General features: G+C 70.2%; 19 protein-coding genes. 16 read left to right on the forward strand and 3 right to left on the reverse strand.

The window, feature by feature from the left end; translation table 11 throughout:
- Positions 1-139: 139 nt before the first annotated feature.
- The 11 genes from DLJ53_RS05845 (at position 140) to DLJ53_RS05895 (ending at position 7,962) form a co-directional block, all read left to right on the forward strand.
- Entirely contained in the window at positions 140-655 is a 516-nt protein-coding gene (locus DLJ53_RS05845) for a hypothetical protein (protein WP_111343099.1), read from the forward strand.
- A gap of 443 nt (positions 656-1,098) precedes the next feature.
- On the forward strand, positions 1,099-1,881 hold the full coding sequence (locus tag DLJ53_RS05850) for a Bax inhibitor-1/YccA family protein (protein WP_111343101.1): 783 nt from the start codon (positions 1,099-1,101) through the stop codon (positions 1,879-1,881).
- 164 nt (positions 1,882-2,045) lie between these two features.
- A complete protein-coding gene (gene phnG / locus DLJ53_RS05855) occupies positions 2,046-2,489 on the forward strand; it encodes a phosphonate C-P lyase system protein PhnG (protein ID WP_111343103.1) in 444 nt (147 codons plus the stop codon).
- Positions 2,489-3,073, forward strand: a complete 585-nt coding sequence (gene phnH / locus DLJ53_RS05860; RefSeq protein WP_111343105.1) for a phosphonate C-P lyase system protein PhnH — start codon at positions 2,489-2,491, stop codon at positions 3,071-3,073. The genes phnG and phnH overlap by 1 nt, the downstream gene beginning before the upstream one ends.
- Entirely contained in the window at positions 3,058-4,176 is a 1,119-nt protein-coding gene (locus DLJ53_RS05865; protein ID WP_111343106.1) for a carbon-phosphorus lyase complex subunit, read from the forward strand. Before phnH ends, DLJ53_RS05865 begins: the two co-directional genes overlap by 16 nt.
- Positions 4,177-4,225: 49 nt before the next feature.
- Positions 4,226-4,510, forward strand: a complete 285-nt coding sequence (locus DLJ53_RS05870; RefSeq protein ID WP_111343108.1) for a hypothetical protein — start codon at positions 4,226-4,228, stop codon at positions 4,508-4,510.
- Complete coding sequence (locus DLJ53_RS05875; RefSeq protein ID WP_111343109.1) at positions 4,507-5,343, forward strand: alpha-D-ribose 1-methylphosphonate 5-phosphate C-P-lyase PhnJ; 837 nt, start codon at positions 4,507-4,509, stop codon at positions 5,341-5,343. The genes DLJ53_RS05870 and DLJ53_RS05875 overlap by 4 nt, the downstream gene beginning before the upstream one ends.
- Positions 5,333-5,869, forward strand: coding sequence for a GNAT family N-acetyltransferase (locus DLJ53_RS05880; RefSeq protein ID WP_111343111.1), 537 nt, complete (start codon positions 5,333-5,335; stop codon positions 5,867-5,869). The genes DLJ53_RS05875 and DLJ53_RS05880 overlap by 11 nt, the downstream gene beginning before the upstream one ends.
- The gene (gene phnK, locus DLJ53_RS05885; RefSeq protein ID WP_111343113.1) at positions 5,866-6,642 is read left to right on the forward strand and encodes a phosphonate C-P lyase system protein PhnK; all 777 of its coding nucleotides are present in this window, start codon (positions 5,866-5,868) and stop codon (positions 6,640-6,642) included. The genes DLJ53_RS05880 and phnK overlap by 4 nt, the downstream gene beginning before the upstream one ends.
- Positions 6,643-6,646: 4 nt before the next feature.
- A complete protein-coding gene (gene phnL, locus DLJ53_RS05890; RefSeq protein ID WP_111343115.1) occupies positions 6,647-7,357 on the forward strand; it encodes a phosphonate C-P lyase system protein PhnL in 711 nt (236 codons plus the stop codon).
- Positions 7,354-7,962, forward strand: coding sequence for a DapH/DapD/GlmU-related protein (locus DLJ53_RS05895; RefSeq protein WP_425320954.1), 609 nt, complete (start codon positions 7,354-7,356; stop codon positions 7,960-7,962). The genes phnL and DLJ53_RS05895 overlap by 4 nt, the downstream gene beginning before the upstream one ends.
- Positions 7,963-7,970: 8 nt before the next feature.
- Here DLJ53_RS05895 and DLJ53_RS05900 read toward each other — a convergent pair whose 3' ends face one another.
- The gene (locus DLJ53_RS05900) at positions 7,971-9,038 is read right to left on the reverse strand and encodes a bacteriorhodopsin (RefSeq protein WP_111343118.1); all 1,068 of its coding nucleotides are present in this window, start codon (positions 9,036-9,038) and stop codon (positions 7,971-7,973) included.
- 179 nt (positions 9,039-9,217) lie between these two features.
- On the opposite strand from DLJ53_RS05900, the gene DLJ53_RS05905 reads away from it, so the two are divergent.
- Together DLJ53_RS05905 and DLJ53_RS05910 are read left to right on the forward strand one after the other, a co-directional pair.
- The gene (locus tag DLJ53_RS05905) at positions 9,218-9,892 is read left to right on the forward strand and encodes a DUF1045 domain-containing protein (protein ID WP_111343120.1); all 675 of its coding nucleotides are present in this window, start codon (positions 9,218-9,220) and stop codon (positions 9,890-9,892) included.
- A complete protein-coding gene (locus tag DLJ53_RS05910; protein ID WP_111343121.1) occupies positions 9,889-11,019 on the forward strand; it encodes an alpha-D-ribose 1-methylphosphonate 5-triphosphate diphosphatase in 1,131 nt (376 codons plus the stop codon). Before DLJ53_RS05905 ends, DLJ53_RS05910 begins: the two co-directional genes overlap by 4 nt.
- Positions 11,020-11,057: 38 nt before the next feature.
- Here the strand turns inward: DLJ53_RS05910 and DLJ53_RS05915 are convergent, their stop codons facing one another.
- The gene (locus DLJ53_RS05915) at positions 11,058-13,088 is read right to left on the reverse strand and encodes a methyl-accepting chemotaxis protein (RefSeq protein WP_111343123.1); all 2,031 of its coding nucleotides are present in this window, start codon (positions 13,086-13,088) and stop codon (positions 11,058-11,060) included.
- Between the two features lie 445 nt (positions 13,089-13,533).
- Here DLJ53_RS05915 and dps point away from each other — a divergent pair, with 445 nt between their 5' ends.
- The 3 genes from dps to DLJ53_RS05930 all read left to right on the forward strand — a co-directional run bounded on the left by dps (position 13,534) and on the right by DLJ53_RS05930 (position 16,742).
- Positions 13,534-14,031, forward strand: coding sequence for a DNA starvation/stationary phase protection protein Dps (gene dps / locus DLJ53_RS05920; protein WP_111343125.1), 498 nt, complete (start codon positions 13,534-13,536; stop codon positions 14,029-14,031).
- A gap of 271 nt (positions 14,032-14,302) precedes the next feature.
- A complete protein-coding gene (locus DLJ53_RS05925; RefSeq protein ID WP_111343126.1) occupies positions 14,303-15,280 on the forward strand; it encodes a cell wall hydrolase in 978 nt (325 codons plus the stop codon).
- Between the two features lie 244 nt (positions 15,281-15,524).
- On the forward strand, positions 15,525-16,742 hold the full coding sequence (locus DLJ53_RS05930) for an MFS transporter (protein WP_111343128.1): 1,218 nt from the start codon (positions 15,525-15,527) through the stop codon (positions 16,740-16,742).
- A 40-nt stretch (positions 16,743-16,782) separates the two neighbouring features.
- Here the strand turns inward: DLJ53_RS05930 and DLJ53_RS35115 are convergent, their stop codons facing one another.
- Positions 16,783-17,160, reverse strand: coding sequence for a PaaI family thioesterase (locus DLJ53_RS35115; protein ID WP_162408933.1), 378 nt, complete (start codon positions 17,158-17,160; stop codon positions 16,783-16,785).
- Positions 17,161-17,188 lie beyond the last annotated feature (28 nt).

Here is a 17,188-nt window from a genome sequence, read left to right on the forward strand (position 1 = left end):
ATCAGTCTGCCCAAACCGTGACAAGATCTTACGGTTCTGTGACTCGCCATGCCGGTGTGAACGAATTATTCACCTTACGTGTTTCGCTGGTGTCGGCCTGTCCCACGCTGGCACTGATCGATTGGGAAAGGACTTACTGATGCTGAAGGCACCGCTGTTTGTTGCTGCCATGCTCGTCATCGGCTCCGGCGCCATCGTGAGCGGCGTCCACGCCGAGGAGAACCCGAGTCTCGATATTTCGGGCAAGTGGAAGGGAAAAGGTTTCGTCCAGAAGGACGACAAGTCGCGCAAGATGAACGTGACGTGCCAGATCGAAGGCGAGCAGAACGGCAACGACATCGGCTTCGACGGCGAGTGCCGGGCGATGATGGTGCTGAAGCGGGCGATCGGCGCGGACATCCAGCGTGAGGGCGTGCGCTACCGCGGCACCTATGTCGGCTCCAACGCCGGCCCGGCGGAACTCGACGGCGGCCCGCAGGACGACGGGCGCATCGTCCTGACGATGACCTTCCCCAAGACGATCCACGGCGACGACATCGCGACCATGACGATCGAGCCGGCCAACGACTCGATGTTCAAGATCACCACGGTCGACACCATGGACGACGGCCAGACGAAGGTGACCACCGCCGAGATCACGTTCGAACGGAACTGATGGCCGGTCTCGCTTCCGGCATCCGGACGGCGCGGTGCGACCCCGCCACGGCGGCGACGGAAGGTGTCTGCCGGTGCGGCCATTCGGAAGGATGCGGCCGGCATAACGCATGCTTATGTGAGTGGCGCCGCGTGCGTCCGATTGGCGCGACGGATCGGTCATTTTCGGGTGCCGACCGGCGCCCGGGCCTCCATCGGGAGAGGTGAGGGCGGTGGAAATGCGCCGAAAGTCGTAGCGTTCCGGGGCGCTGGACCGGCCGCGACCCCGTCGGCAGGCGGATCGGCGAAGTGCCTCAGCGGAGAGCTGTTTTCGCGCCCTGCGACAGGGCGCCCCCTACCGGTTCTTCTTGCAGTTCCGCTGCACTCTTGCCATATCTTACGCAACTCGGAGGGTCTGTGCCCGCACAGCCCGCCGGCTCCGCTGGATAAACCATAGGAACCTCAATGGCGACCTGGAATCGGAACACGACTGTACGGCCGACCACTGGAGCCGTGCAGTATGACGCCTCCATTGACCAGGGCCTGCGCAGCTACATGCTCCAGGTCTACAACTACATGGCGATCGGCCTGGCGCTGACCGGTGTCGCCGCCCTGGGGGTGTTTGCCCTCGCCACCACGCAGGATGCCGCTGGCGCCGCCGCGCAGATCGGCAACGGCATCTACCTGACGCAGTTCGGCGTCACGCTCTTCACCACCCCGCTCAAGTGGGTCCTCGCCCTTGCCCCGCTCGGCATCGTCTTCTGGCTGTCGTTCGGCGTCCACAAGATGGATCCGGCCAAGGCGCGCGGTCTGTTCTTCCTCTACGCCGCGCTCGTCGGCGCGTCGCTGTCGACGATCTTCCTCGTCTACACCTCCGAAAGCATCGTCCGCGTGTTCTTCATCACCGCGGTCTCCTTCGGCGGCCTGAGCCTCTACGGCTACACGACGAAGAAGGACCTGTCCGGGATGGGCTCGTTCCTCATCATGGGAGTGATCGGCATCTTCATCGCGATGCTGGTGAACATCTTCCTGCAGTCGTCCGCGCTCCAGTTCGCCATCTCGATCATCGGCGTCCTGGTCTTCGCTGGCCTCACCGCCTACGACACGCAGCGGATCAAGGAGAGCTACTACGTCGGCGACGACGGTGCCGTGGCCGGCCGCAAGGCGGTGATCGGCGCGCTCCAGCTCTACCTGGACTTCATCATGATGTTCCAGTTCCTGCTGTCGCTGCTCGGCAACCGCAACTAAGACACACGGCCGGATACGGCTTCTGGAAGGGCGCGGACCACCGCGCCCTTTTTTGTTGTCCGCCGCCCGGGTGCCGGCAGGAACACGAGGCGATCCGCGCGGACTGGACGCGCATTTCGAGTCGCGGTCATAACGCTGTCACGAACGCTCCCTAGCGAGGCGACATGACGGCACCTCCCACCCGACAGTCGATTCTGAGATCCCTCGCGCTGGCCGAACCGGCGGAGCTCGCCGCCGTTCTGCAGCGCGTCGCGCCCGAGGCGCCGCACACCGTGGTGCGCGGGCCGGAGACCGGCCTCGTCATGGTGCGCGGCCGCATCGGCGGCGGCGGCGCTCCGTTCAACGCCGGCGAGGCGACCGTCTCGCGCTGCGTCGTGCGGCTCGCGAGCGGGGAGGTCGGGTTCGGCCACGTCATGGGGCGGGACGGCACGCGCGCGCGGCAGGTGGCGCTGCTCGACGCGCTGGCCCAGACACCCGCCCACGCCACCGCCGTCGCCAAGGCCGCCGTGACGCTGGAGCGGGACCGGCTCGCCCGCGAGGCCGGCCGCGCCCGGGAGGTGGCCGCGACGCGGGTGGACTTCTTCACCATGGTGCGGGGCGAGGACTGATGGAGAGCGCCATCCTCGAAGGCGCCTTCGCGGCGCCGGTGTTCGACTCGCAGGCGGCCTTCCGCGCGATCCTCGCCGCCCTCGCCGAGCCCGGGACGGCGCATCGCCTGCCCGCGTCCGCACCGCCCGCGCCGCTGTCCCCGACGGCCGGCAGCATCGCGCTGTCGCTGTGCGATCACGAAACGCCCGTGGCGATCGACCCGGCGTTCCGGGCCGCCGCGCCGTGGATCACCTTCCACACCGGTGCGCCGGTCACCGACGACCGCACGGCCGCGCGCTTCGCCTTCCTCTCCGGCCTCGACACGATCCCGCCGGGCTTCGGCGTCGGCGACGACCTCTACCCCGACCGGTCGGCGACGCTGGTCGCGCCGATCCGCCTCGAGGGACGCCGGATGACGCTGAGCGGCCCGGGGATCGACGGTACTCGCACCATAGCGGCGTCCTTCACCGACGCCTTCCTCGACGGCTGGGCGGCCAACCGCGCGCTCTTCCCGCGCGGCCTCGACCTCATCCTGGTCGACGAGATCAGCGGCGCGGTGCTGGCGCTGCCCCGGACCACGGAGGTGACATGTACGTCGCGGTAAAAGGCGGCGAGGCCGCCATCGCCAACGCGCACCGGCTGCTCGCCAAGGACCGGCGCGGCGACCCCGCCGTCCCCGAACTCACCGCCGTGCAGATCGCCGAGCAGCTGACCCTCGCCGTCGACCGCGTCATGGCCGAGGGCTCGCTCTACGACCCGGAACTTGCGGCCATCGCCATCCGCCAGGCGCGCGGCGACATGATCGAGGCGATCTTCCTCGTGCGCGCCTTCCGGACGACGCTGCCCCGCTTCGGCACGTCGCGGCCGGTCGACACCGGGTCGATGGCGCTCGCCCGGCGGATCTCGGCGACCTTCAAGGATCTTCCCGGCGGCCAGGTTCTGGGCCCGACCTTCGACTACACCCACCGCCTCATCGAGGAGGACCTGTCCGCCGAGCCGCCGGCGACCGCCGACCCGCTCGGTCCCGCCCCGCGCGTTACGGACGTCCTGGGCGGCGAGGGCCTCGTCGAGCCGGACGGACAACACGGCACGGCCGGGGGCGGCGGCGAGGAGGAGCCGGGCGACCTCACGCGCGAGGCGACCGTGCCGCCGCTGTCGCGCGCCGTCCGCCTGCAGGCGCTCGCCCGGGGCGACGAGGGCTGGCTCCTCGGCCTCGCCTACTCGACGCAGCGCGGCTACGGCCGCAACCACCCGTTCGTCGGCGAGATCCGCACCGGCGTGGTGGAGCTCGAGCTCGACATTCCCGAGCTCGGATTCGCCGTCACGCTGGGGGCGATGACGCTGACCGAGTGCCAGATGGTCAACCAGTTCCACGGCTCGGCCACGGAGCCGGCGCAGTTCACGCGAGGCTACGGCCTCGTGTTCGGCCGGGTCGAGCGCAAGGCGATGTCGATGGCGCTGGTCGACCGCGCCCTCCGGGCCGACGAGTTCGGCGAGGACCGCGTCGCGCCGGCGCAGGACGAGGAGTTCGTCATCGCCCACTCCGACAACGTCCAGGCCACGGGCTTCGTGGAGCACCTGAAGCTGCCGCACTATGTGGATTTCCAGGCCGAGCTGGAGCTCGTGCGCAAGCTGCGCGCCGCCGCCGAACGCGACGCGGCGAGGCGCGGGGACGCGGATCGGGACCGCCAGGAGGCCGCCGAATGAGCCCGCGCCCGGCGGCCGCCCGCCCGTCGCAACCGCCGGAGGCCGCCCAATGACCAACGCCCGCGCCATCGTCCTCGCCGGAGCCCTCGTCGCGCTCGGGATCGCCGTGCAGCCGCTCGTGCGCGGCGCCGCCGTGACGCCGGCGGTCGCCCAGAACGACGCCGATCTCCAGGCCTTCGCCGACTTCCTCGGACAGCAGCACCAGCAGACGCTGACGGGTCTGGAGCAGATCTACGACCGCCTCGGCGAGACCAACGACCTGCTCGCGCGGATCGCCGACCACATGGCGCCGCCGCCCGTCGAGACCGAGAAGCCCAGAGCGCAGCGGCGATGACGACGACGCTCACCTACAACTTCGCCTACCTCGACGAGGCGACGAAGCGGATGATCCGCCGCGCCATCCTCAAGGCCGTCGCGATCCCCGGCTACCAGGTCCCGTTCGCGAGCCGCGAGATGCCGATGCCCTATGGCTGGGGCACCGGCGGCGTGCAGGTCACCGCCGCGCTGATCGGCCCGGACGACACGCTGAAGGTGATCGACCAGGGTTCGGACGACACCACCAATGCCGTCTCCATCCGCGCCTTCTTCGCCCGTGTGGCGAACGTCGCCGTGACGACCCGCACGGAGGAGGCGACGATCATCCAGACGCGCCACCGCATCCCCGAACGGCCGCTGACCGCCGGGCAGATCCTCGTCTATCAGGTGCCGATCCCCGAGCCGCTGCGTTTCCTGGAACCGCGCGAGACCGAGACGCGGGTGATGCACGCTCTCGAGGAGTACGGCCTCATGCACGTGAAGCTCTACGAGGACATCGCGCGGCACGGCCATATCGCCACCACCTACGCCTACCCGGTGAGGGTGGAGGGCCGGTACGTGATGGACCCCTCGCCGACGCCGAAGTTCGACAATCCGAAGATGAACAACTCGCCCGCCCTCCAGCTGTTCGGTGCGGGGCGGGAGAAGCGCATCTACGCCCTGCCGCCCTACACCGAGGTGGTCAGCCTCGATTTCGAGGACCATCCGTTCGAGGTGCAGGCCTTCGAGGAGCCGTGTGCGCTGTGCGGCGCGACGGGCGTCTACCTCGACGAGATCGTGACCGACGACCGGGGAGGGCGCATGTACGCCTGCTCGGATACGGACTACTGCGAGCAACGCCGTGCCGGATGACCTCGCCGGGCTGGTCCTCAGGGCCGCCGACATCGGCGACGCCGACGCGCTGAACCGCCTCACCAACCTTCCGGGCGTGCGTTACGGAACGCTGCGCATGCCGTTCACGCCGCTGTCGGCGACGCGCACGATGCTGGCGAACGAGGACCCGAACGTCCACCGGATCGTCGCGATCATGGGCTGCAAGCTGGTCGGCATCGTCACGCTGTTTCGCGGCGTCGACCGCACCGCGCACAAGGCCGGGATCGGCATCTGCGTGCATGACGCGTTCACCGGCCGCGGCGTCGGCAACGCACTCATGGCGGCGGCGACCGACCTCGCCGACAACTGGCTGGGGCTGCGCCGTCTGGAGCTCGACGTCTCCGTCGACAACGCGGCCGCGATCCACCTCTACGAGAAGCACGGCTTCGAGCACGAGGGGGTCAAGCGCGCGGACAGCCTGCGCGGCGGGATGCTCGAGGATGTGCTGATGATGGGGCGCCTTCGCGACGCGCCGCCGCGCCAGAGCCCGGAGGGCGCCCGATGACCGAGACGCCCCTCCTTCGCGTCGAGGCGCTCACCACCCGCTACGGCAGCAGGACCGGGTGCGAGGACGTCTCGTTCGCCCTGTGGCCGGGTGAGGTCCTCGCCATCGTCGGCGAGTCGGGGTCCGGCAAGACGACCCTCCTCAACTCCGTCTCGCGGCGCATCGAGCCGACGTCGGGCACCGTCACCTACACGATGCGCGACGGCACCCCGCGCGACCTCGCGACGCTGACGGAGGCCGAGCGGCGGCATCTCGGCCGCACCGACTGGGGCTTCGTCCACCAGAACCCCGCCGACGGGCTGAGGATGAGCGTCTCCGCCGGCGGCAACGTGGGCGAGCGGCTGATGGCGGTCGGCAGGCGTCACTACGGCGATATCCGGCAGGTCGCGGCGGACTGGCTGGAGCGGGTGGAGATCCCGGCCGACCGGATCGACGACGCGCCGCGGACCTTCTCGGGCGGCATGCGCCAGCGCCTGCAGATCGCGCGCAACCTCGTCACGCATCCGCGCCTCGTCTTCCTCGACGAACCGACGGGCGGGCTCGACGTCTCGGTGCAGGCGCGGGTCCTCGACGTGATGCGCCGCCTCGTCGCCGACATGGGGCTCTCGGCCATCCTTGTGACGCACGACCTCGCCGTCGCCCGCCTGCTGGCGGACCGGATGATGGTGATGAAGGACGGCCACGTCGTGGAGGAGGGGCTGACCGAGCGCGTGCTGGAGGACCCTCAGCACCCCTACACCCAGCTCCTCGTCTCCTCGATCCTGGCAGTCTGACGGCATGACGACGCAACCGACCGGCGGCGCGACGATCCTCGAGGTGGAGGGCCTCGCCAAGACGTTCACCATGCATCTGCGCGGCGGGGTCCGCCTCCCGGTGGTCGCGGACGCCGCCTTCAGCGTGGCGGCGGGCGAGTGCGTCGTGCTGGGCGGCCCGTCCGGGGCCGGCAAGAGCTCGGTCCTCAAGATCGTCGCCGGCACCTACGCGGCCAACCATGGCGCAGTGCGGGTGCGTCACCGGGGCGGGATGGTGGACACGACGCGCCTCTCCGCGCGCGAGATGGGCGCAGTGCGGCGCGAGACCATCGCCGACGTCACCCAGTTCCTGCGCGCCATCCCCCGCGTTCCGGCGATCGACCTCGTGGCCGCGGCCGGCACCGGCGAGACGGCACGCGATGAGGCGGCGCACCTCCTGACGCGGCTCAACCTGCCGGAGCGGCTGTGGTCGCTGCCGCCGGCGACCTTCTCGGGCGGCGAGAAGCAGCGGGTGAACATCGCCGCCGGCTTCATCCGCCGCACGCCGCTCCTGCTGGTGGACGAGCCGACCGCGAGCCTCGACCACGCCAACCGCGAGGTCGTCGTCGAACTGATCCGCGAGAAGAAGGCCGCCGGAACCGCCGTTCTCGGCATCTTCCACGACCGCGACGTGCGCGATGCGGTATGCGACCGCGTCGTCGACGTCACGAAATTCGCACCGGGGGACGCCGCGTGAAGCTGTCCGAGGCACCGACCATCCACCCCACCGCGACGGTGACCGACACGACCATGGGGCGCTGGACCGATGTCGGCGCCTACACCGAGATCAGCGCGTCGAGCTTCGGCGACTACAGCTACATCGTCGACGACGGGCAGGTGCTGTTCTCGACGGTGAAGAAGTTCGCGTCGATCGCCTCGCACGTGCGGCTCAACCCCTCGAATCACCCGATCGAGCGGGCCGCCGCGCATCATTTCACCTACCGCTGCGCCGACTATTTCGAGGACGCCGAGCACGATACCGGCATCTTCGAGTGGCGCCGTGCCGATACCGTCACCATCGGCAACGACGTGTGGATCGGGCATGCGGCGACGGTGATGCCGGGCGTCACGGTGGGTGACGGGGCGGTCATCGGCTCGGGCGCGGTGGTGACGCGGGACGTCGCCCCGTACACGATCGTCACCGGCATCCCGGCGCGACCGTTGCGGCCGCGCTTCCCGGCCCGCATCGGCGAGCGGCTGATGGCGCTCGGCTGGTGGGACTGGAGCCATGAGCGCCTGCGCACCGCGCTCCCCGATTTCCAGGCGCTGCCGGTGGAGACCTTCCTCGAGAAGTACGAGTAGAACGCCGCTCAGGGGTCCTTCTTCTTCAGCCGCGCGGCGTTGGCGATCACGAGGAGCGCGCCGGCCACGAAGGCGATGGGGACGGCGTCGTCCTTGGTGAGCCGGCCAAACGGCGTGGCGGCGAGCTGGTCGGCGATGCTGCGCCGTGGCGGGCGCTTGCGGCGCGGCGGCGGCGGGACGGGCTCCGGGGCTGGACGCCGCCGGTCGAGCCGGTCGAACGCGCGGCGCAGCACCGGCCGCGCGCCGGCGACGGCCCGCCGTGTCCGCGCCTCGCCTTGCCGCACGGCACCGCGCGTCGCCTCCGTACCCCGGTCGACGAGGTCGAGGAGGCGCTCGCGGGCCAGCGCTCGCGCCGACAGCGGGACCTTGCGCAGCGCCGGGGCGCCCTGCGCCGTCTCGGCGCTCGCCTCCAGCGCGACCAACCGCTCGTCCTCGAGGACCATCACAAGGCTGAACGCGGCCAGGGCGGTAAGGTCGACGAGACCGTAGAGCCCTTGCTGCGCGGCCGGTCCGATGAGGTCGAGGAGGCTCGGGCCGAGGAGGGCGATCGCCGGCCACATCGTCCACAGCACCATCAGGGTCCGCGCGTGCCGCTCGTAGACGTCGAGGCGCGCGGGGCCGCTCGCGACCGCGGCCTCGCGCACCGGGCCGCGCAGCAGCGCGAACATCAGCCCCATCGTGAGCAGCGAGACGACGAACCAGATCCACGCCGCCGCACCTGTCTGCCCGACCGCGACGGCGCGCGTCGCCACCATCGCGACGTCGAGGAAGACGACCGTGAGCGCCGTCGGCAGCAGCGCCTGACCCGCCGGGACCGCGGTCGCGAGCAGGGACGCGGCGAGCACCGGCGTCGTGAGGAGCCAGATGACGTGGTGCGTGTCGACGGGGTGCGGGCCGACGTAGACCGCCGCGCCGCGCGCCATCACCACGTAGTAGAGCGCGGCCATCAGCGCAGCGCCGCCGTGAAGCGCCGTGCGGGCCGCCTGACGCGGCGTCGCGAAGCCGCCGAGGGCGAGGATCGCGACCGCGCCGATGGCGAGGCCGGCGGCGACGACCCATTCGATGGCGGCGCTCATCGCGCGGGTCCGCGGTGGACGGTGCGCCGCAATGTCGACGGACTGTCACAATCATGTGTGAGATGACGGCTGCGGTGGTCTATCCCAGGCATCGCTCGCTCCCACACGCTCCGTATTGTTTGTTGCGTAGCAAACGAAGGTGCCCGGGATTGGTTCGCCTCACAGCCGACGAAGGTTCGATGCGTTACGCCGTCTATCTGACCCCGCCCGACGGGGCGCCCCTTGCCGAAGCCGCCGCCACGTGGCTCGGCCGGTCGCCGTTCCCGGGCCCGGCCGGGCCCGCCGCCGCGCCCGCCTTGGCGCTTCCCGAGGTGCCGGCGCGCTACGGCTTCCACGCCACCATGCGCGCCCCGTTCGTTCTGGCGGAAGGGCGCACCGAGGCCGACCTTCTCGCCGCCTTCGAGGCGTTCGCGGCGCAGCGCTCCGTCCTGCACCCTGTGCTCGCCATCGCGCCCCTGTCGCGCTTCGTCGCGTTCCGGTCCGACGATCCGGCGCTGAGCCGCGCGGCGCAGGAGACGGTGGAGGCGTTCGAGCCGCTGCGGGCGCCGCTGACCGAAGCGGACCGCGCCCGGCGCAGCCCCGACAAGCTCACCAGCCGCGAACTGGATCTTCTCGAGCGCTGGGGATACCCCTACGTCATGGAACGTTTCGTGTTTCACATGACCCTGTCCGGACCGGTGGGGGAGAGTTTAGACACCGTCACCGCCGCCGCCAAATCCCATTTCGGTGCGCTCGACGGTGCGCCTCACCCCCTCATTCTCGCCATCTATCGGGAGGATGAGCCGGGCGGCCCCTTCCATGTGATCGCGACGCAGAACGCCGCCGCCTCCTCCAACTCGGACCGATCCCGTTGACCACGCTGACCAATGCCACTCTCGTCCTCCCCGATGAGGTGATCCGCGGCCACATCGTGCTCGAGGACGGGCGCATCGCCGCCATCGGCGAGGGCGACGCGCGCGGCGAGGACATTGAGGGCGACATCATCGTCCCCGGCCTGATCGAGCTGCACACCGACCACCTGGAGACCCACGTCGCGCCGCGCCCGAAGGTGCGCTGGAACGTGACGGCGGCGATCCAGGCGCACGACGCGCAGATCGCGGCATCCGGCATCACCACGGTGCTCGACGCGCTGCGGGTGGGCCTCGACGCGGACGCCGACATCTCCTCGCAGGATTCGCGGAACTTCGCGGACGCGATCACCAGCGCCCAGAACGAGGGGCGGCTGAGGGCCGAGCATCACTTCCACCTCCGTTGCGAGGTGTCGGACGAGATGGCCGTCTCGGGCTTCGAGCTCTTCGACGACGTGCCCGAGGTGCGTCTCATCTCGCTGATGGACCACACGCCCGGCCAGCGGCAGTTCCGCTCGCTGGAGGCCTACCGGATCTACTTCCAGGGCAAGAGCGGCATGTCGGATCCCGAGTTCGAGCTGTTCCAGGCCGAGCGTCGGGCGCGGGCGGCGATCTGGTCGGACAAGAACCGCAAGGCGCTGGCGGAGCGGGCCAGGGGACGCGGTGTCATCATCGCGAGCCACGACGACGCGACCACGGAGCATGTCGACGAGGCGATCCGCGACGGCGTGACGCTCGCCGAGTTCCCGACCACGGTGGAGGCAGCGGCGGCGTCGCGCGAGGCGGGGATGCAGATCCTGATGGGCGGTCCGAACCTCGTTCGCGGCGGCTCCCACTCCGGCAACGTTTCGGCCGGGGAACTGGCGGACAAGGGGATGCTGGACATCCTGTCGTCGGACTACGTGCCGTTCTCGATGCTGCAGTCGGCGTTCGTCCTGTCGGACCGCGAGGGGTGGAGCCTGCCGGCGGCCGTCGCGACGGTGACGGCCAATCCGGCGCGCGCGCTGGACATGCCCGACCGCGGCACCCTCGTTGAGGGGCTCCGCGGCGATATCGTGCGGGTGCGCCGCACCGGCGCGGGCGAGATCCCGGTCGTGCGGAGCGTCTGGCGCGCGGGCGACCGCGTCCTCTAGCCGTCGGCCGAGGGTCGGCCGCCGCCCGCCCGGGCCGGTCAGGCGGCGCGGACCTCGGTGAGGAAGCTGGCGAACACGTCGCGGAGCTGGGTGGTGACGTCGCTCATCCGCGTTGCGGTATGCTGCACGTCGTGAGCGTCCGTCTGCGTCTTCGCCGCCGCGTCCACCACGCCGCTGACCGAGGCCGAGGCGGTCTCCGACCCCTTCGACGCGGCGTTGACGCCAGCGCCGATATCGCGTGTCGCCGCGCTCTGCTGCGCCATCACCGAGGAGATGCCGAGCGCGGATGAGCGCAGCGAGTCGAACCGCCCCAGGATGTCGTCGATGCCCTGAACGGCAGAGCGGGTGCCCTTCTGGATGTCGTCGATCTGCTTGGCGATCTCGTTCGTCGCCGCAGCTGTCTGGTTGGCGAGGGCCTTCACCTCGTGCGCCACCACCGCGAAGCCGCGGCCCGCGGGACCGGCCCGCTCGGCCTCGATCGTCGCGTTGAGGGCGAGGAGGTTCGTCTGCTCTGCGATGTCGGCGATCATGGTCGCGACGTTGTTGATCGCCTCGGCCGCGCTTGCGAGGCCGGTGACCCGCGCCGACGTCTGCGTCACGGCCGTCGCCGCCTCGTCGGTCGCCTTCTGCGATGCGTTCACCTTGCTGGAGATCTCGTCGAACGAGCTGTGGAGCTGCTCGATCGCCGCGGCGACGCCCTGGACGGCCCGGGCGGCGGAGTCGGAGGAGGACTTCGCCTCGGTCGAGCCGCGGGCGGTGTGGTCGGCCGTCAGGGCGAGGTGTTCGGCGACCGACGCGAGGGCGTGGCTCATGTCGTCGAGGTCGGCGAGCGTGCGCTCCGCCCGCGACTGGAACTCGTTGATCGCCTCGTTGACGCGCCTTGCCCGCGCCTCGTCCTGGAGGTGGCGGTCGTGCTCCTTTCGGACGAGCGCCTTCCGCTCGTCCTCGCTGCGGCGCATGACGTCGAGCGCGCGGCCGATGTCGCCGATCTCGTCGGTGCGGTTGGCCTCCTCGATGACGATGTCGGTCACGCCCTCGCTGACCATGCCGATGTGCGTGACGATTCGCCGGATCGGCCGCTTCAGCCGGTTAACGTTCAGGGCCGACACCAGCACGCAGACGACCGCCATGATGCCGTTGCCGGCGAGGACGAGGAGGAACTCCAGCCGTGCCGCGGCCGTGTGGTGCTGCGCCGAGGTGAGGAGGCTGCGGGCGGCGGCGTCCTCTACGTCCTTGAGGTCGTTGATGCGCGCGGTGGCCGCTGCGAACCATTGGGGTCCCGTGACACCGTCGAGGCTGCCCGAGGTGACGCTGGCGTGGGCGAGGTCGCGCAGGGCGTCGACGCGGTCCGAGGCCGGGCTGTCGAGCGCGTCGCGGAGGAGATCGAGCTCGGAGGGGCTCGCCTGCGTGTCGGCGAGGTCGATCAGGGCGTGCTGGGCGGCGCCGAGCTGGACGAACCGGCGGTAGAGGTCGGTCGAGAAGTAGCCCATGCCGAAGCCAGCGGCGCCGACTGCCCGCTCCAGCCCCGCCTTCTCCTTCGCGTCGAGGATGGCGACGTAGAAGTTGGCGGACCGGGCGGTGGCGAGGTCGTCCACGCCGTATGCGATGAGGCTGGTGGTGGCGAGGAGCTGGTCGATGATCCCGGTGTAGGCCTTCGCCATCTCGGGCGCCGTCAGGGTGAGGTCGCCGACCGCCTCGCGGGTGCGGGGGAGCGCCTGCAGCGCGGCCATGACGTTGCCCGTCTGCTCGGCCATCGTGCCGGAGTGCGTCTCCCTGGCCATGGCGCCAGCGAGGTTCTGCTGCGCGGTGTCCGTCATCCGCTGCTGGTCGCCGATGAGCTTGCGGAACTCCTGGCCGCCGCCGGAACCGATGAAGCCCGCCGAAAGGCCGCGTTCCTTCTGGAGCTCGTGCGCGAGCGTGCCGAGAAGCGGTGCGAACTCGAGGCGCGCCTCGGCCTCCGCCGCCTCGTGCCACTTGCTGCTTTGTTCGCTCAGGATCCAGCCGCACACGGCCGTGAGGCCGACGAGAGGCACCATCGCGACGAGAAGAATCCGTGTGCCGAGCCGCATATTATGCACCCACAGGTCAATCGAGACGCTGACCCTGGATTAGCAGCGGACACTGGAGCGGGGCCGACTGCCGCGAGACGACCAGATCGGCGGGCGGGATAACACCTATTCGTCGCCTGACGGTCCGGGACGCCGGCGAGCGCCCGTCGGCTCCCGCCGGTACGCCGGCCCACCGCTGGTGCGGCGACGGTGGCCCGGTACCGGGAAGGCCCGCGACAGTGGCGGTTTCGCCGATGAAACCAATCCCTGAACAGACCGTTACATGGCTGGAAGGCTCCGCGATGCGGGCGCCGGCCGTGGCTCTCGCGGCCATGCTTCGCGACCGGGGCTCGCACGAGCGCCCGTCGCAGGAGCCGCCCGGACGCCATGAGCCCCGAAAATTTCGAGCGACAGGGCGAGCAGGGCGCGTTCCGGCGCAGGACCGCCCGCCCGAAGAGGACACATCATGGCAAGCAAGAAGATGAAGATCCCCACCACCATCGATCTCGGCGACCAGACGCGCACGGCGATGGTCGGACTGCTGCAGGCGAACCTCGCCGACGGTATCGACCTTGTCTACCAGCTCAAGCAGGCGCACTGGACCGTGCGGGGCCCCAACTTCATCGGCTTCCACGAGCTCCTCGACCAGCTCCACGAGCAGGTCGAGGACAAGGTGGACCTGACGGCCGAGCGGATCGCCGTGCTCGGCGGCCAGGCCGAGGGCACGGTGGACGTCTCAGCCCAGACCTCGAGGCTGCCGAAGTACCCGCTCGACGCAGTGAAGATCGAGGACCACGTGGCGGCCGTCACGAAGTCGCTCGCGGCCTATGCGGAGAACGTGCGCAAGGCGATCGACGAGGCGAGCGAGGCGGGCGACGAAGGCACCGCGGACCTCTTCACCGAGATCAGCCGCGCGGCGGACCGCGCCCGCTGGTTCGTCGAGGCCCACAAGGTCGCGGCCTGACTGCGACACGATAGGACGAAATGCCGGGCTCGTCGCAATGCGACGGGCCCGCTTTACGTTACAGCAACCTCAACGGGGGCAAAAATAAATCGGGTGCATTGTGAGCATCCGATGGTTGGAGTGTCCCCGGTTGCGTCTCACCGATCTCCCCGCCGGCAGTGCCAGGGTGGTTCCCGGCACGCGTCCGATCTACATTCCCGGCCAGCGGCGCCCGCGGCGCCCGCTTCGTCCCGGACGTGCGCTCCTGAGGACAGGGCGCTGGACGGCTCGCATGTCGGCGCTCGCCGGGGTGCTGCTGGTGTCGATGGGGGCCGGCGTGGGCGAGCAGAGCGTCCTCGCCTCGCTGTCGGGCGGGCTGCCCTCATGGGCGCCGGCGCTGCAGGCCGCGGACCCGGGCGTCGCGCTGTCGCCGCACATGACCTTCCCGGACGGGACGGTTGCCGCGCTGCCGAGCCTCCTCAGCGACATGCCGGCGGAGAAGGGGGACAGCCACATCGCTTCCAAGGCGCCGCTGGCGGCGACGGTCGCGCCGATAGACACCCTCCTCGCGGCCGCGAGCGCCGACACGCTGCCGCGGATGGCGTTCGTGAAGCCGCGCAAGGCCGAGACGGCGCCGCTGGCGAAGGGCAAGCCGCGGCCGTCCTCGCGCCTCGCCGAGGCGGCGCTCACCTCCATGTACTCGGCCTACGCCCCGGAACGGGTGACCATCGAGACGCCGTTCGCGCTCCTCTTCCAGGACCCGAAAACCACGATCCCGACGCCCGGGCTGGCGCCGGGCCTGTCCGGCAACGGGCTCGACCACTGGTGGTCCGACCGGCCGCTGCCCAAGACGATCACCAGCGAGAAGTCCGTGAAGTGCCTTGCCGAGGCGATCTACTTCGAGGCGCGCGGCGAGACGGTCGCGGGGCAGGAGGCGGTGGCGCAGGTGGTGATCAACCGCGTCAAGAACCCGGCCTATCCCGACGACGTGTGCGCCGTCGTCTACCAGAACCGGCACTGGTACAACCGCTGCCAGTTCACCTTCGCCTGCGACCGGGTGAAGGACGTCGTGCGTGACCCCGAGGCCTGGGCGGTCGCCGAGGACATCGCCGGCCGCTACGCGCGCGGCGAGACCTGGCGGCCGGAAGTCGGCGCCGCGACGCACTACCATGCCGACAGCGTCAGCCCGAGCTGGGCCAACCTGATGCGGGCGGTGAAGACGATCGACCACCACACCTTCTACATGACCCTCGGCGGCGGCTGGACCTGACGCCGCCGCGCGTCCCGCCGAAGCCGGACGCGCAGCCCCCCTGCCGGTGCCGCGAGGCCTGCCGGACGGCGAGGGCCGCGTGGCATTCATCCGGCCCGCCGGCGCGTAAAACGCGTGTCGCTACAGAGACTTTCAGTATTCGTTATGGACCCGCACACGAATTGTCATCGCGCCCGGGGACATGATTGCTTGCGCTAGCACATAATGGAGGCTATCTCGGCCGCTGATCACCGGAGGTTCAAGGATGTCCCGATTCTCACTCCCGCTCGTCCTGGCCTGTGGCTCCGGTATTGCCATGATTTCACTGGGCGAGCGGTCGGCCTTCGGTCTCTTCCAGACGGACATCGTCGCCGCGCGCGAATGGGGACGTGAGACGTTCGCCTTCGCCTTCGCGCTGCAGAACCTCCTGTGGGGCATCGGCCAGCCGATCGCCGGCGCGCTGGCGGACCGCTACGGCACGCTGCGGGTCCTCGCGGCGGGCGGCGTCATGTACGCCGCCGCGCTCGCCGGGACCGTCTACATGGAATCGGCCGTCGCGGTCACGATCATGTTCGGCGTGCTGCTGGGCCTTGCGATGTCGGCCTGCTCGTTCACGCTGGTGATCTCCGCCTTCGGGCGCATCGTCTCGCCGGCGCAGCGTTCGCTCGCCTTCGGCGTCGGCACCGCGGCGGGCTCGCTCGGCATGTTCCTGTTTGGCCCGCTGGCGGCGGTGCTCCTCAACTCAGTCGGGTGGGAGACCGGCCTCCTGGTGTTCGCGTCGATCGCGCTGCTGGTCGTGGTGTTCGCGATCCCGCTTCAGGGCAAGCCGGTGCCGGACACGACGGGGCCGCAGCAGTCGCTCGGCGCCGCGCTGTCCGAGGCGCTGTCCTACCGCAGCTACGTGCTGCTGGTGTTCGGCTTCTTCGTCTGCGGCTTCCACGTTGCCTTCATCATCGCGCACATGCCGTCGTACCTGATCGACCTCGGCATGGGCCCGGCGATCGGCGGCACCGCGATCGCACTCATCGGCCTCTTCAATGTCATCGGCTCGCTGGCGGCGGGCGCCATCGGGCAGCGCTACTCGAAGTCCTACTCGCTGGCGGTGCTCTACTTCCTGCGCTCGGTCGCCATCCTCGTGTTCGTGATGGTCCCGGTGACCGGGATGAGCGTCATCGTCTTCTCGTCGGTGATGGGCCTTCTGTGGCTCTCGACGGTGCCGCTGACGTCGGGTCTCGTGGCGGTGATGTTCGGGCCGCGCTACATGGCGACCCTCTTCGGGGTGGTGTTCCTGTCGCACCAGGTCGGATCGTTCCTGGGGGTGTGGCTCGGCGGCCTGATCTACGCCGAGACGGGCTCTTACGACCTCCTCTGGTACATCGGCATCGCCCTCGGCCTCTTCGCCGCGGTGGTCCACATCCCGATCCGCGACGCGCCGGGACCGCGCCTCTCCGCCGCCTCCGCGACTGCGGCGGCCGCGGCCTGAAGCCTTCCGCCCACCGCCATCCGATAAGCCGCCGGGCAGCCTAGAGGGCGCTGCCCGGCGGCATGATCATGCAGGTCGACGTGCCGTGCGCGTAGACCTTTCCGTCGTCGTCGGCGAGCGTCGCCTCGGTCACGGCGACGCGCCGGCCGCGGGTGACCATCCGTCCCGTCGCCGTCAGGGCGCGGCCGTCGGGGCGAATCGCGCGGGTGAGGTTCACCTTCAGTTCCAGCGTCGTGAAGAGCTCGCCCGGGGCGAGAGTGACGTGGGTGGCGCAGCCGAGCGCCGAATCGAGGATCGCCGAGGCCCATCCGCCGTGGACCGTGCCGAGCGGATTCATGAATTGATCGGTCGGGGTTCCGCGGAAGACCACGCGCTCGAGATCGGCGCTCACCAGCTCGAAATTCAACGTCTTCCCCATGGTTGGCATCCGATTTGGATCCGCAATC

Source organism: Acuticoccus sediminis (genome assembly GCF_003258595.1).
GTDB lineage: Bacteria > Pseudomonadota > Alphaproteobacteria > Rhizobiales > Amorphaceae > Acuticoccus > Acuticoccus sediminis.

What these genes read in the sequence shown, in the direction of transcription:
- DLJ53_RS05865 (WP_111343106.1), top strand. Translation starts at nt 3,058, where the DNA reads ATGTACGTCGCGGTAAAAGGCGGCGAGGCCGCCATCGCCAACGCGCAC.
- DLJ53_RS05905 (WP_111343120.1), top strand. Translation starts at nt 9,218, where the DNA reads ATGCGTTACGCCGTCTATCTGACCCCGCCCGACGGGGCGCCCCTTGCC.
- DLJ53_RS05845 (WP_111343099.1), top strand. Translation starts at nt 140, where the DNA reads ATGCTGAAGGCACCGCTGTTTGTTGCTGCCATGCTCGTCATCGGCTCC.
- DLJ53_RS05900 (WP_111343118.1), bottom strand. Translation starts at nt 9,038, where the DNA reads ATGAGCGCCGCCATCGAATGGGTCGTCGCCGCCGGCCTCGCCATCGGC.
- phnL (WP_111343115.1), top strand. Translation starts at nt 6,647, where the DNA reads ATGACGACGCAACCGACCGGCGGCGCGACGATCCTCGAGGTGGAGGGC.
- DLJ53_RS05870 (WP_111343108.1), top strand. Translation starts at nt 4,226, where the DNA reads ATGACCAACGCCCGCGCCATCGTCCTCGCCGGAGCCCTCGTCGCGCTC.
- DLJ53_RS05915 (WP_111343123.1), bottom strand. Translation starts at nt 13,088, where the DNA reads ATGCGGCTCGGCACACGGATTCTTCTCGTCGCGATGGTGCCTCTCGTC.
- DLJ53_RS05930 (WP_111343128.1), top strand. Translation starts at nt 15,525, where the DNA reads ATGTCCCGATTCTCACTCCCGCTCGTCCTGGCCTGTGGCTCCGGTATT.
- dps (WP_111343125.1), top strand. Translation starts at nt 13,534, where the DNA reads ATGGCAAGCAAGAAGATGAAGATCCCCACCACCATCGATCTCGGCGAC.
- phnH (WP_111343105.1), top strand. Translation starts at nt 2,489, where the DNA reads ATGGAGAGCGCCATCCTCGAAGGCGCCTTCGCGGCGCCGGTGTTCGAC.
- DLJ53_RS35115 (WP_162408933.1), bottom strand. Translation starts at nt 17,160, where the DNA reads ATGGGGAAGACGTTGAATTTCGAGCTGGTGAGCGCCGATCTCGAGCGC.
- DLJ53_RS05925 (WP_111343126.1), top strand. Translation starts at nt 14,303, where the DNA reads ATGTCGGCGCTCGCCGGGGTGCTGCTGGTGTCGATGGGGGCCGGCGTG.
- phnK (WP_111343113.1), top strand. Translation starts at nt 5,866, where the DNA reads ATGACCGAGACGCCCCTCCTTCGCGTCGAGGCGCTCACCACCCGCTAC.
- DLJ53_RS05875 (WP_111343109.1), top strand. Translation starts at nt 4,507, where the DNA reads ATGACGACGACGCTCACCTACAACTTCGCCTACCTCGACGAGGCGACG.
- phnG (WP_111343103.1), top strand. Translation starts at nt 2,046, where the DNA reads ATGACGGCACCTCCCACCCGACAGTCGATTCTGAGATCCCTCGCGCTG.
- DLJ53_RS05850 (WP_111343101.1), top strand. Translation starts at nt 1,099, where the DNA reads ATGGCGACCTGGAATCGGAACACGACTGTACGGCCGACCACTGGAGCC.